This is a genomic window from Vibrio sp. OPT24 (assembly GCF_015163545.1).
GTDB lineage: Bacteria > Pseudomonadota > Gammaproteobacteria > Enterobacterales > Vibrionaceae > Vibrio > Vibrio cyclitrophicus.
In genome coordinates, this window is the sequence record NZ_JADDYI010000044.1 from 106312 (window position 1) to 119874 (window position 13563).

Genomic DNA, 13563 nt, shown 5'->3' on the forward strand with positions numbered 1-13563 from the left:
ATAGTCGTATGGGATTCCTTTATGAAATTGTGGTGAAATATCGTTTTTATTCCTAAAATTTTATAATCACAACATCCCAATAATAAACTGCTACAAAGAACTTGCGATAAAGGCTTGTTCCAACAGTAGTGTTTTTAGCTCATCACTCATGCTTAAGTGTTCGGGAAATTGGATACCAAAAAGCCAGCCTTGACCTTGCTTTTTCTTACTCACCACTTTGTAGACCAACTCACTTTCTAAATGCTCGCTCAGTACTGAATTGACTTTGATCTTCCAACCTATATCGATATCAGATTGCTGTGTAATGTAAACACCACAGCCAGAGACAGAAAAATCCACTAACGTTGCGTCAAGTGACAGCGTATCAAAGGTCACTTCACACCCCAGGTGCACTTTGTATCTTTCGTGTTCGCGGATTGGTTTAGTCGCAAAATTAGACGGCGGGCGAAGAAAAATAAGATGCGCTGGCGAAGTGATATGAGCCAGTACATTGGTTTTAAATGCAATGATATGTCCAAGCTCAGTATCGGTAATAGCACGGACAATCATATCAACATTAGTGAGCTTTCTGAGAGTGAGTGCCTCGGTTGCTTTTTGGGAGAGCTCTAAGATCAGGTACTGATCTTCCTTATAGCCAATATACAGGGTGCTTATTTGGACTGAGTCGTCTGGGCCGAATTCCAACACACCTGCTGTTTTTGTACCGGGTTTAAGGTATCTGAACAGTTCTATGTTTTTATCTTTATGCATATTCGTTATTGAACAATGTTAACCATCTGATGAAATAATATAACGTCCTGATAATACTATGTCATTAGTTTCATTAAGGTAATTGCAGGTGTCGAGTAAAAAGGTGAGGTGTTTTCAACAGGAAACAACAGCTTACTCTTGCCGTAAAACAAGATAGACTATTGTTAGTTGTGTACTTAATGGAGAATGAGTAAATGGAACTGGAAACTTTCTTAGAAAACCTGAAACAAGCACCGGAAAGCGTTCAATTTGAAGATACAATGCAAGTGATAGAAGCTAGCTATGATTTTTCTGAGAGTGAATTTCGTAATGGCGATGTGGTTAATGCGGCAGGGCAGAACAATGGTTCGTGTAAGATTTTTGCCTTTGGTTTAGCGTTAGGCCTCTCAGTAGATCAAACGTTGGCTTGTTTTGGTCAGTTTTACCGAAATGACGTACTAGATTTTCCTGAGAATACCGACCATCAAAATATTCGAAACTTCATGATACATGGTTGGGGGGGAGTCGAGTTCTCTCTGCCGGCATTGGTTGCAAAAGCTAAGTAATCACTCATTTAGTTAATCGTGTCTTGAAGCGAGATAATGGTATCTCGCTTCTTTTTGCGTTCTAGTGCAAGTTCATAGGCACAAAAACTACTGAACAGGTAAGGCTGATAGGCACTTACGACACAGACAAACACCTGCTTTTGGAATATTGTCGGTGTCTCGCTTCTCTAATTCAAAGCACCAACACGTCTCTTTTCCCGCACTGATATCACATTGTGCAGGCTCATTGCATTCTGGGCATTGATGAGTTGAGCTAATGCCACTCAGATTATTCATCACTGATTCTCTTTCGTTTTCAGATAACCCTTTCCAGCCGATAATCTCATCCATTGTTCGATGGCATCCACTGCATATGCCGCCATTATTTTTACAAGCCGCTCGGCAAGGTGTTTTCATTTATCTGACCCATGATTCATTTGTGCTGAAATGTAGCATATTTGTTTTCCTTTGCAGAGCCCTGTTAACCAAGAATTGACTCAGTAAAATTAACAAAGCAACTCGTAATTTTAAGGTTTTTCATGTAGCATCTCGCCCCTTTTGTCGAGTGGGGGATATTATGTTTATTGGATTTGATTATGGAACGGCAAACTGTTCTGTTGCAGCAATGGTTAATGGAGAACCAAGCCTATTACCGTTGGAAGGTAACAACCACTATATTCCCTCAACTGTGTTTGCTCCGACTCGTGAAAGCGTTTCTGAGCATCTATTTCGCCATTTGAATATCAAACCGAGCGATGTGGTTGGCGAGCAGGTGTTACGACGTGCGATTGCGTTGAACCGAGAAGAGAGTATTGATTTAGTGCCTGAAGATATGGCATTTGGTCAGGCAGCGTTGGATCTTTACTTAGAAGACCCTCGTGACGTTTACTATGTGAAATCGCCGAAATCTTTCCTTGGTGCGAGTGGGCTACATGATGTTCAGGTGAGTTTTTTTGAAGATTTAGTCTGTGCAATGATGGCGAATATTAAACACCAAGCCGAACTGACGACTCAAGAACAGATTAAACAAGCCGTTATTGGTCGTCCGATTAACTTTCATGGTCGAGGTGGTGAAGAAGCAAACCGACAAGCCGAACATATTCTTTCTCGTGCAGCTAAGCGTGCTGGCTTTACTGATATTGCTTTTCAATTTGAACCTGTTGCGGCGGGGCTTGATTATGAAAGTACCCTAACTGAAAACCAAACGGTATTGGTGGTGGATATTGGTGGTGGTACGACCGATTGCTCATTGTTAGAAATGGGACCAACTTGGTCGGGTAAGGCGGATCGTACTCAAAGTTTATTAGCCCACAGCGGGCAAAGGGTAGGAGGGAATGACCTTGATATCTACCTTGCTTTTAAACAACTGATGTCACCTTTCGGTATGGGTAGTAAAGGCATTTCAGGTATCGATATGCCGCTGACTCAATTCTGGAATCCAATTGCGATCAATAATGTTGAAGCGCAAAAGAACTTCTATTCTCGCGAAAACCTAGCGGCCTTGAAGTTACTTCGTAAAGAAGCTTCAGATCCTCAAAAGTTAGATCGCTTGATGAGGGTTTATCACGATACTCTAGGCTACAGCATTGTGCGTCGAGCTGAAGAAACCAAAATTGCTTTAGCTGAATGTGCTCAATACCGAACGGCGATTAATGTCGCTTCTGAGTTAGTGGAAGTTGATATCTCTGTTGAACAGATGATCGAAGCTATTGAAACACCAAAGTCTAAGATGATTGAGTTAGTAAAAGAAGCCATTCAACAAGGTCAGAAAAAGCCAGATGTTATCTACATGACCGGTGGTTCGGCTCGCTCTCCAATCCTTCGCCAAGCAGTAGAAGAAGCTGTACCGAATGTACCGATTGTGAGTGGTAACTATTTCGGCTCAGTAACAGCAGGTCTGGCTCGTTGGGCTGAGGTTTGCTTTAAATAAGAACGAAAGCTATGAGTTATTGAAGGCAACCCATCACTGATTGGTTGCTTTTTTTGTATCTGGCTTCGATGAATTTCCGCTGAGTTACTTTTTCTTCTCTAAAGCAGTGGAAATTATTTTACCGGGTTAAATGTTTCAAATGCATTCTAGATGTTACAAGGTGTTACAAGGTGTTTCAAGGTTAAAAGTTTGTCATATAATGGTCTGATGAGTAATTTTAAATTTTGATTTTTAATGTTTATTTGGTGATTAGAAAACCAAAAATTTTGATGTTTTTATCTCAAAAAGTAACAGTTCGCATTTGTGTTTTTAGTTTAATTTATTGTTTAAAAAGGTTTTTTTGTTTTTTATAGTGCGAATTTTTTTATTTTACATATTTTAATGCAACTTTTTGTCATTCGTATATTAGTGTTTGTCCACTTGTTAAATGCAGGTAACAACTTCTCCGTAAGCACGAGGTTGTTAGTGAATAACTCACCCAGTTACATAATGGATATGACAATGAATAAGAAACTTTTAGCGCTAGCAATTTCTGGTGCAGTATTTGGTACACAGGCAGTTGCAGTAGAGCTTTACAACGAAGACGGCACAACATTCTCAGTTGGCGGTCACGTTTCAGTTGCAGTTGGTGATGTAAACAGCGATGACCGTCTTAACAGCGATGATATCGGTGTAGAATCTGTTTCTCCACGTATCAACTTCGGTGCAACTCACGATCTTGGTAACGGCTTTACTGCTGATGCTAAAGGTGAATGGGCGCTAAACATGCTTGACGGTGGTGAAGAGTCATTCACAACTCGTCTTGGTTACGTTGGTCTTTCTCATGACGATTACGGTCGTGCAGCAGTAGGTACTCAATGGGCACCTTACTACAACGTTGCTGGTGTAGCAGATATGCCAATCGCATTCGCGAATGACTTCATCTACGAAGATCACGGTAACCTAGGTACTGGTCGTGGCGAAGAAATGGTTAGCTACGGCAACGCTATCGACTTCGGCAACGCTGGCTCTCTAAACGCAGCTGTTGCATGGCAAGGTCGCAAAGCTGATGGTGCGAACGAATACGGCAACCGTGCTCAAATTGCTTTGAATTACGCGATTGCTGACGTTACTGCGAACTACGCATACAACACCGGTGATGTTAACTACTTTGGTGTAGTGGGTTCAAAAACTGCTGATTCTCACGTATTAAGTGCAACTTACGGTTCATACGGCGCTGAAGGTCTTTACCTTGCTGGTGTATACGCAATGAACAACTACATGAACTCAGGTAACGGCCAGATTCTTGAAGAGTCAGTTGCAATTGAATTACTAGCTTCTTACGCTCTTTCTAACAGCCTTAACCTAAGCGTTAACTACGAAGCGGTAGAAGACGACAAGCTAAGCGATACAGTATTTGCTACTACTGCTCTACAAGCTGAATACAACTTCACGTCTCAGTTCGTAGGCTTTGCTGGTTACCAGTTCGACCTACAAGGTTCTGGCGTTTACAAAGAAAAAGCTGACGACCAGTGGCTACTTGGTGCTCGTTACTACCTATAAGTCGCAGACTAATTTAGCATAGTGTTTACTCCTTAAGTTTACCTTTTAGGATACTGTCCTAGACACCATGCTAAGCCCTCTCTGATCTCTTGATTAGAGAGGGCTTCTTTCGTTCTATACGCATCTGTTTTAGTTTTTCCTTCATGTTACCTAGCCATTCATTTCATCTACGTAGCTATGCTCTTGTCATCAGTTCTTATATGTCGCGATCTTCGGATAAAAGTATTTAAATCATTAAATTGAGCTAAAGATCAGAATTTAGATGTTGATAACCATCTTGTCGAAGATTCTCTCTTTATGTTGCGGTAAACTTTGCACTCCAAAAAATAGTTCAGGGACAAACTATGAGCAGCGTTGTAGATCAGGAACAATTGATGAATTCGAAACGAACAGCAACTCCAACTAAGGTGCTGTGTGTTGGGCGTAACTATGTCGATCACATCGAAGAACTCAATAACGCAATTCCAGACTCAATGGTGGTTTTCAATAAACCGAGCACCAGTGTTACGTCATCTCTGTCTTCTTTTCATCAAGAAGCGCTGCACTACGAGTCAGAAATCTGTTTTATCGTTGAAAATGGTCAGTACTCCGCTGTGGGTTTAGGGCTAGATCTCACTAAACGTGAATTGCAAAGTAGCTTAAAAGCGAAAGGTTTACCTTGGGAGCGCGCCAAAGCATTTGATGGTTCAGCCGTATTTAGTCGCTTTGTTCCAACTGATAACTTAGACCTCGCGGACTTGAATATAGAACTGTTTATCAACTGTGTCCGCGTTCAAAAAGGACACGTTGAACAGATGCTCTATTCCCCGAAAACTATCCTCGAAGAGTTGTCTTCTTACACGACATTACTCGACGGTGATGTCGTGATGACGGGTACCCCTAAAGGCGTTGGAGAAGTACACCGCGGCGATATATTCCTTGGTCGCCTTAAGTGTGGAGAAACGACATTGATTGAGATTGAATGGGTAGCGAGTTAATCACATTGGTTTTTTTAGTTAATAAGTTGGTTTTACTGGCTGTTGGTGGTTGTTAATTCGAATAATTAACCATCAAGCAACGGGTTGTATCTAGAATGGCGTTTGTAATTGATATAAAATCCGGCTCCGTTTTTATCAATACTGAAGCTCATGATCGACTTAGCCATTTTACCTGTTTACCTGACAGCCGTTGTTGCACTTCTCCTTTTACCTGGTCCTGATATGTTACTGATCGCGAGCTCAAGTATGAGCTATGGTCGTAAGGTCGGTGTGTTTGCGAGCCTAGGTAACGCGACTTCTGGAATTATTCTGACAGTGCTGGCGGCGATGGGTGTGTCGGCATTGATCGCTATGAGCCCTATTGCTTTGAAAGCGCTGCATTTATTAGGTGGTGCATACTTACTTAAAATGGGATGGGACTGCCTTCGAACCGATCAGGGAGAAGCGACCGGACTCAGTGACAATGCTGCCGCTAAGTCGTATTACCAAAGAGCGTTAATTAGTAATCTGCTTAATCCAAAGGCGTTGGTTTTTTTTGTGATGTTTTTGCCTCAATTCGTTTCTACAAATATTGAAGCGACCTCTGGTGAACAGATGCTGTTTTTGGGCCTATTATTGAACGTTCTTGGTTTGACGTTTAATTTTCTTCTTGTGGCTTTGGTGGGTACTATTGGTAAGCCTCTCGTAGAAAACGCAAAGTTTCGTACTTATCAGCAGAAAGTGATGGGCGGCGTGTTTATTGTGTTAGCGGTTTGGATGCTTTCTTCTTTCTTTACTGCTTCAATTACCTAAGTAAAGCACATGATAACGGCTCATTGCCGATAAAAAATGGACGCTTAATGCGTCCATTTTTGGTTCTGCTAAGTACGAATTGTCTTATTCGAATATCGAGTAAACTCTCGCTTCACCGACTAAGAATTCAGCTCTTTTTGGTGCTGTTCAATTAGTTTCTCCATGAACTTTTCACCACGTAAACGAGTGTCTTCATACGTCTCTGTTTCTTCAAACTTTGTCACTGTTTCATAGTAGACTTTCACTTTTGGCTCTGTGCCAGAAGGGCGGACGATAATACGTGAGCCATCTTCAAGGTGATAAATCAGCACGTCACTTGTTGGTAAGTTAATGGTTTCAGTATCGCCACCAACGATGTATCGCAAAGAGGATTGCAGATCTTCAATCACAGAGATAGCGACCTCGTTTATAGCTTTAGGTTGAGCAGCTCTGAGTTTAGAACCAATAGATGGCGAGTCAGGGTCAAGCGCAATACTTCTCTGAGCGTTAGTATGGACGCCATGCTCACGCGAAATTTGAGCGAGGAGATCCCAGATGGTTTGACCTTGAGATTTCAACTCTTCAACCAATTGAGCGAAGACAACGATAGCCGATAGGCCATCTTTATCTCGTACCTGAGTGCCGATTGTGTAGCCAAGGGCTTCTTCATAGGCGAACAAGAACTCATTCTGCTCATCCTCCAACTGCATCCCAATATTCGCCAACCATTTAAAGCCCGTTAGCGTTTGGAAGTAAGTCGCGCCGTGGGATTGAGCCACTTTTTCAAGCAAGGTTGAAGATACAATACTGTTACCAACTAATTGGTTTTTGGTGTGCGGCTTCGATAATAAATAGTGAGCGAATAACACACCTACTTGATCCCCAGTCAGCATCTTGTAAGAAGCATCATCGGTTCTAATTGTATCATCGATTCTAACTGCAACGGCAAATCGGTCTGCATCTGGGTCATTAGCGCAAGCGATGTCGGCATCAACACTTTTGGCGAGGTTAATAACGAGATCCATTGCCCCTTTTTCTTCGGGGTTCGGGAAGTTAACGGTCGGGAAGTGACCATCGGGCTCTCTTTGTTCCGGTACACTGAATACTTTGTGGAATCCAGAATCATGGAGAAGATCTTCAGCCATTTGTGCACCTACACCATGCATGGCGGTATAGGTAATGGTTGTTTTAGCAGCTTCGGTACTGTTGTTTACATGCGGGCTCTGATTAATCGCAGCTCGATAGGTTTGATAATATCCCTCGGTGAGCCACACTAATTTGCCTTGCTGTTCTGCATCACTCAAGTTCATTAAAGGAATAGGTTTGGCTGCAGCAGTGTCGATTTCAGCTGCAATGCCTGCATCGTGAGGGGGAATAATTTGCGCGCCATTTTCCCAGTACACCTTGAAGCCATTATATTCTGGTGGGTTGTGGCTAGCCGTTACGACAACAGCAGCCGCCGCATTAAAATGCTCAATACCGAAAGCCACAATAGGTGTTGCTGCCACGTTAGAGGTTAGGTAAACCTTGATCCCCAAAGCCGTAAGCACGGAAGCTGTATCAATGGCGAACTGCTTTGAATCTAAGCGCCCGTCATAGCCAACAACGACACCGCGAATGGTGGCATTAGCGACATGCTCGATTAAATAGTGGCCAAGTCCGGTTGCTGTTTCCTGTATTACTAACCGGTTCATTCGATTTGGACCGCATCCAACTTTGCCTCGTAGACCTGCTGTACCAAATTCTAACCGTTGAATAAAGCGATCTTCTAATTCGTCGTTCATCCCCTCATCGATGAGGTACTGTAGCTCTTCACGAGTTCTTGGATCTGGGTCTCTCGCTAACCAGTTCATTGCATCTTGCATAATCACTAAACCTTTTCATGTCGGGATATCTTTCTGTTGATTTAATTTAAGTGATATTGATTATCATTTCCATGAAAGCAATCGTAAAACTCGATTTAAAATAAATTCCAACAGCAAGGGAAGGGCATATGGATAAAGCTACTTCAATAATTGTCTGTTTAGTAAGCACACTTACCTTGAACAATTGGATATCACTAACTAGCCTTTTACATAAATATAACAAAGTTTGACAAGTTCGCCGTTTTTGAATCTTTCGTAGAAACTTCCAATGTCTCTTAATCGGAAAGTACATAGGTTGTTTATGGGTCAGTAGTCACTGAGACTGTATCACTTTAGTCGTCGCGTGAGTTGGAGATTGAGATTCAGCCTTTTCATATGTAATCGGAATAACAATGTATGTTGCCCTGCTAGTAATGACTTATAGCCCGCAACAACATTTAAGTCGCAATTATCCAATTAGGAAGGATGAGGAGAGATCTTTTGAAAAGATTATTGGTCAGTCTAGCGTGGCTTTTGAATATTTTTGTTGCGGCCTTAATATCGCCTTTAGTGCATGCAAGTACTGAATACAACATGACACAAGGTGTTACTGAGATTAGCGGTAAAGTGTATGAACTCCATATGCTGATCTTCTATATCTGTTGTGCGATCGCTTTCGTCGTCTTCGGTGTGATGTTTTACTCTATTGTGAGACACCGAAAGTCGAAGGGTGCAGTAGCGGCTCATTTCCATGAAAGTACTAAAGTTGAAATTCTTTGGACGATCATCCCAATCATTATTCTCATCGCTATGGCCATCCCAGCCACCAAGACCTTGATAGCGATGGAAGACACCTCTCAATCAGAACTCACTGTCAAAATTACAGGCTCGCAATGGAAATGGCATTACAGCTATTTTGGCGAAGATGTTGAGTTTTTTAGTCTTTTGGCGACAAGTGATAAAGAGATTGAAGGAATCGAAGTTAAAGGGGCACATTACTTGTTAGAAGTGGATAATCCGCTCGTACTGCCTATCGATCGTAAAGTCCGTTTCTTGATGACTTCTGATGATGTTATTCACTCATGGTGGGTACCAGCTTTTGCGGTAAAAAAAGATACCATTCCCGGTTTCATCAACGAAGCGTGGACAAAGATCGATGAGCCCGGTGTTTATCGAGGGCAGTGTGCAGAGTTGTGTGGTCGTGCTCATGGTTTCATGCCGATAGTGGTGCATGCAATGGAGGAGGATGACTTTGATGGATGGCTTGTGGAACAGAAAGAATTGGCGATAGCCGCAAAGCAAGCGGCTCAAGATGCACTAGATGCGTCACTTTCCTTAGATGAATTGAACGTCATCGGTGAAGAAGTTTACAAAACCCGTTGCGCAGTTTGTCACCAAGCCAATGGGGAAGGTATTCCCGGCGCATTTCCTGCCATTAAAGGAAGTCCTATTGCACTTGGTGATGTGGGTGTTCATATCGATACCATTGTTTATGGTCGCGGAGGTACCGCAATGCAGGCGTTCGATAATCAGTTAACCGAAAAAGAGATTGCTGCGGTAGTGACTTATCAAAGAAATGCTTGGGGTAATGACACTGGCGATGTGGTTCAGGCTTCAGATGTGAACGCTTATAAGGCGAAGCAAGAAGGTGGATCTGACAACGAACAAAGTGAAACGAACAGTGAACAAGGCTCAACGGATGAGGCACAAAACGATGCTAAGGAGCAGTTATGAGTTCGCCAATCAATAAGCCGGTGAAATCGGCTCCCGCAGAAGGTCAAGCACTGAGTCATTCAGCTGAAGGTTCATTGGACAGCCATGATTTAACTCATGATGATCACGACTCACATGCTGCTCCCAAAGGTTGGACGCGTTGGCTTTACTCAACCAACCACAAAGACATCGGTACACTTTACCTTTGGTTTAGCTTTGCCATGTTCTTAACAGGCGGCGCCATGGCGATGGTGATCCGTGCGGAGTTATTCCAACCGGGGTTACAGCTCGTTGAGCCAGACTTCTTTAATCAGATGACTACCGTTCACGGTTTAATCATGGTGTTTGGTGCCGTGATGCCTGCATTCACAGGTTTGGCTAACTGGATGATCCCAATGATGATTGGCGCTCCAGACATGGCGCTGCCGAGAATGAATAATCTCAGTTTCTGGATTCTACCTTTTGCTTTCTTGATCTTAATTGGTTCTTTGTTTACTGAGGGAGGCGGCCCGAGCTTTGGTTGGACATTTTATGCGCCGCTCTCGACAACTTATGGTCCTGATAGTACGGCGTTGTTTGTATTTTCTGTCCATATTATGGGGATCAGTTCGATCATGGGGGCGATCAACGTCATCGTAACCATAGTGAACATGCGCGCACCGGGTATGACTTGGTTCAAGTTACCAATGTTCGTATGGACATGGTTAATTACCGCTTTCTTGCTGATAGCCGTGATGCCCGTTCTCGCGGGTGCGGTGACTATGGTACTGACTGACAAATACTTTGGAACAAGCTTCTTTGATGCCGCTGGTGGTGGGGACCCGGTGATGTTCCAGCACATATTCTGGTTCTTTGGGCACCCCGAAGTGTACATCATGATCTTGCCGTCGTTTGGTATCGTCTCGGCTATCATCCCAGCCTTTAGTGGCAAGCGCTTGTTTGGTTACCATTCGATGGTGTACGCGACCTGTAGTATCGCCATTTTGTCTTTTTTAGTGTGGGCACACCACATGTTCACAACGGGTATGCCAGTATTTGCCGAACTGTTCTTCATGTATTGCACCATGTTGATAGCGGTGCCGACCGGTGTGAAAGTCTTCAACTGGGTGGCGACTATGTGGCGGGGGGCTTTGACCTTTGAAACACCAATGTTGTTTGCGATTGCCTTTATTGTTCTGTTTACGATTGGTGGGTTATCTGGATTGATGTTGGCAATAGTGCCTGCTGATTTCCAATACCACGATACCTATTTTGTGGTGGCTCACTTTCATTATGTTCTGGTAACAGGTGCTGTGTTCTCGATTATGGCTGCCGCCTATTATTGGCTGCCTAAGTGGACAGGGCATATGTACGACCACAAGCTCAGTCTGTGGCATTTCTGGACGTCGGTAATCTCAGTGAATGTGCTGTTCTTCCCGATGCACTTTTTAGGGTTAGCGGGCATGCCACGTCGTATTCCAGATTACGCTATTCAATTTGCTGACGTTAACCAAGTGGTGTCGATTGGTGGTTTTGCCTTTGGGTTGTCTCAGCTGATCTTCTTATGGTTGGTTATTAAGTGCGTAAGAGGCGGAGAGCCCGCACCAAGCAAGCCTTGGGATAGAGCTGAAGGGCTAGAATGGACAGTTCCAAGCCCTGCGCCTCATCATACCTTTACTCATCCACCTAAAGTTGATTAGAGGGAAGATCCATGAACGACAAACAGAGCAACCGAAATCAAAATGATCAGTTGATTAAACTAGCAACCAAGAAGCGATCAACTAAAAAGCTGACGGGTTATTTGGTGTTGAGTGTGGTTGCGATGTTTGGTTTCGGTTTTGCTTTGGTGCCGCTCTACGATGTGATGTGTGACGCCCTAGGGATCAACGGCAAAACCAATACGGTTTCTGCCGTTCAACCTCAGGGAATGCAGCCCGACTATTCTCGTACGGTACGCGTTGAATTCATGTCCCACATCAAGCCAGATATGCCGTGGCAGTTCTCGCCCGAAGTTCAAGTGTTAGAGGTTCACCCTGGTGAGGTGATTCAGACTAACTACATCGCTAAAAACCTATCCGGTGCCTCATTGGTTGGCCAAGCCGTACCATCGGTTTCTCCAGGCATGGGAGCCACTTACTTTAACAAAATGGAATGTTTTTGTTTCAATCAGCAACCATTGGACGGGCACAAGAGTGCCGAAATGGGATTAATATTTTACATTGAGCCTGACATTCCTGAATCAATACATACGCTTACACTCTCTTATACGCTGTTTAACATCACGAGTCAGGTGAGTGGAGAGGCAAGTAAGCCTGAGCCTAACGTGCTCGCAAGTAACTAGGGATTTACAGAACCAGTATCAACATAAGGAGTTGAGCGATGAGTTCTAAAAAGGAAGTTTATTTCGTTCCACATCAAAGCCACTGGCCATTGGTGGGTGCTGTAGCACTGTTTTTGGTCGCGGTTGGTGCTGGCTTGACGGTGCAAAATATGGGCACCGACGCAGCCGGTGGTGTATTTGGAAAAGCGGTGTTGTTAGTCGGGTTTGCTGTGCTGCTTTACATGCTCGCAGGTTGGTTTAGCAATGTGATCACGGAATCATTGAGTGGTCTTTATTCTGAGCAGATTTCTCGATCTTTTCGACAAGGTATGAGCTGGTTCATTTTCTCTGAAATCATGTTTTTCGGTGCTTTCTTTGGCGCTCTTTTTTACGCTCGTATGATTTCAGTGCCGTGGATTGGTGGCGCAGGCAACAATGCGATGACCCATGAAGTGTTGTGGCCGATGTTTCAGTCGATATGGCCACTAACGACGACGCCTGATGGTGTGACGACACAAGCCATGCCTTGGCAAGGTATCCCGCTTAAAAACACTATTATACTGCTGCTTTCATCTGTGACGCTGCACATGGCACATATCAGTCTTGAACAGAATAAACGTATGGCTTTAATCGTGTGGTTGGAAATAACCATTGTTCTGGCTGGCTTCTTCCTGTTCTTCCAAGTTGAAGAGTACCTTCACGCTTATCAGGAGATGGGACTGACACTTCAGTCTGGTATCTACGGTAACACCTTCTTTTTGCTGACTGGATTTCACGGCTTGCATGTTTGTTTAGGAACGATTTTTTTGGTTGTATTACTGGCAAGAGTTGCGAAAGACCATTTTTCTCCAAAAGATCATTTTGCGTTTCAAGCGGGCAGTTGGTATTGGCACTTTGTTGATGTGGTTTGGTTAGGTTTGTTTGTGTTTGTGTATGTGCTCTAACGAAATATGCTGGTTTAGCTGCTGGATTTGTATGGGCTTAATAAGGGCGAGGGTTGGGCGTTATCATTCCTGAACCTAAAGCCAGTAATAACAGTAGTACGACAACGACTGACCACATCACTCGACGACCCAAAAAGTGACTGAGCCTTTTTCCATTGTGTTTGCCCGAGGCGATTTGGATTAGACCTTTCATCAAATTGAAAGCGATAAAAAACAGCAAAGCGACCAGTACAATTTTAAATAACAACACAAAGGTAGATAACGCCATA

13 protein-coding genes are annotated in these 13563 nt (G+C 43.5%); 9 read left to right on the forward strand and 4 right to left on the reverse strand.

Annotated features, from left to right (window positions below; all coding sequences use genetic code 11):
• Positions 1-90: 90 nt before the first annotated feature.
• On the reverse strand, positions 91-750 hold the full coding sequence (locus IQO02_RS09045) for a PilZ domain-containing protein (protein ID WP_102282573.1): 660 nt from the start codon (positions 748-750) through the stop codon (positions 91-93).
• 194 nt (positions 751-944) lie between these two features.
• On the opposite strand from IQO02_RS09045, the gene IQO02_RS09050 reads away from it, so the two are divergent.
• Positions 945-1295 (forward strand): HopJ type III effector protein, encoded by a 351-nt coding sequence (locus IQO02_RS09050; protein ID WP_102282572.1) that lies wholly within the window; start codon positions 945-947, stop codon positions 1293-1295.
• Positions 1296-1382: 87 nt separating this feature from the next.
• On the opposite strand, the gene IQO02_RS09055 is transcribed toward IQO02_RS09050, so the two are convergent.
• Positions 1383-1691, reverse strand: a complete 309-nt coding sequence (locus IQO02_RS09055; RefSeq protein WP_080573667.1) for a DUF1289 domain-containing protein — start codon at positions 1689-1691, stop codon at positions 1383-1385.
• Positions 1692-1851: 160 nt separating this feature from the next.
• On the opposite strand from IQO02_RS09055, the gene yegD reads away from it, so the two are divergent.
• The 4 genes from yegD to IQO02_RS09075 all read left to right on the forward strand — a co-directional run bounded on the left by yegD (position 1852) and on the right by IQO02_RS09075 (position 6515).
• Positions 1852-3204 (forward strand): molecular chaperone, encoded by a 1353-nt coding sequence (gene yegD, locus IQO02_RS09060; RefSeq protein WP_010428653.1) that lies wholly within the window; start codon positions 1852-1854, stop codon positions 3202-3204.
• A 501-nt stretch (positions 3205-3705) separates the two neighbouring features.
• On the forward strand, positions 3706-4746 hold the full coding sequence (locus IQO02_RS09065) for a porin (protein WP_010428655.1): 1041 nt from the start codon (positions 3706-3708) through the stop codon (positions 4744-4746).
• Between the two features lie 344 nt (positions 4747-5090).
• On the forward strand, positions 5091-5723 hold the full coding sequence (locus tag IQO02_RS09070) for a fumarylacetoacetate hydrolase family protein (protein ID WP_016788887.1): 633 nt from the start codon (positions 5091-5093) through the stop codon (positions 5721-5723).
• A gap of 150 nt (positions 5724-5873) precedes the next feature.
• Positions 5874-6515, forward strand: coding sequence for a LysE family translocator (locus tag IQO02_RS09075; RefSeq protein WP_102282571.1), 642 nt, complete (start codon positions 5874-5876; stop codon positions 6513-6515).
• A gap of 119 nt (positions 6516-6634) precedes the next feature.
• Here the strand turns inward: IQO02_RS09075 and IQO02_RS09080 are convergent, their stop codons facing one another.
• On the reverse strand, positions 6635-8359 hold the full coding sequence (locus IQO02_RS09080; protein ID WP_016785086.1) for a phospho-sugar mutase: 1725 nt from the start codon (positions 8357-8359) through the stop codon (positions 6635-6637).
• A gap of 480 nt (positions 8360-8839) precedes the next feature.
• Between IQO02_RS09080 and coxB the strand changes: the two genes are divergently transcribed.
• Genes coxB through IQO02_RS09100 form a run of 4 tightly spaced genes read left to right on the forward strand, consistent with a single transcriptional unit; the run spans position 8840 to position 13294 of the window.
• A complete protein-coding gene (gene coxB / locus IQO02_RS09085) occupies positions 8840-10072 on the forward strand; it encodes a cytochrome c oxidase subunit II (RefSeq protein ID WP_102282570.1) in 1233 nt (410 codons plus the stop codon).
• Positions 10069-11730 carry a cytochrome c oxidase subunit I gene (ctaD, locus tag IQO02_RS09090; protein WP_065101351.1) on the forward strand — a complete coding sequence of 554 codons (1662 nt, stop codon included), beginning with the start codon at positions 10069-10071 and terminating at the stop codon, positions 11728-11730. The genes coxB and ctaD overlap by 4 nt, the downstream gene beginning before the upstream one ends.
• 11 nt (positions 11731-11741) lie before the next feature.
• The gene (locus IQO02_RS09095; protein ID WP_016799646.1) at positions 11742-12371 is read left to right on the forward strand and encodes a cytochrome c oxidase assembly protein; all 630 of its coding nucleotides are present in this window, start codon (positions 11742-11744) and stop codon (positions 12369-12371) included.
• 38 nt (positions 12372-12409) lie between these two features.
• Positions 12410-13294: a cytochrome c oxidase subunit 3 gene (locus tag IQO02_RS09100; RefSeq protein ID WP_010428687.1), complete on the forward strand. Its 885-nt coding sequence runs from the start codon at positions 12410-12412 to the stop codon at positions 13292-13294.
• Positions 13295-13331: 37 nt separating this feature from the next.
• Here IQO02_RS09100 and IQO02_RS09105 read toward each other — a convergent pair whose 3' ends face one another.
• Positions 13332-13562, reverse strand: a complete 231-nt coding sequence (locus IQO02_RS09105; protein ID WP_010428690.1) for a DUF2909 family protein — start codon at positions 13560-13562, stop codon at positions 13332-13334.
• Between the last annotated feature and the right edge of the window lies 1 nt (position 13563).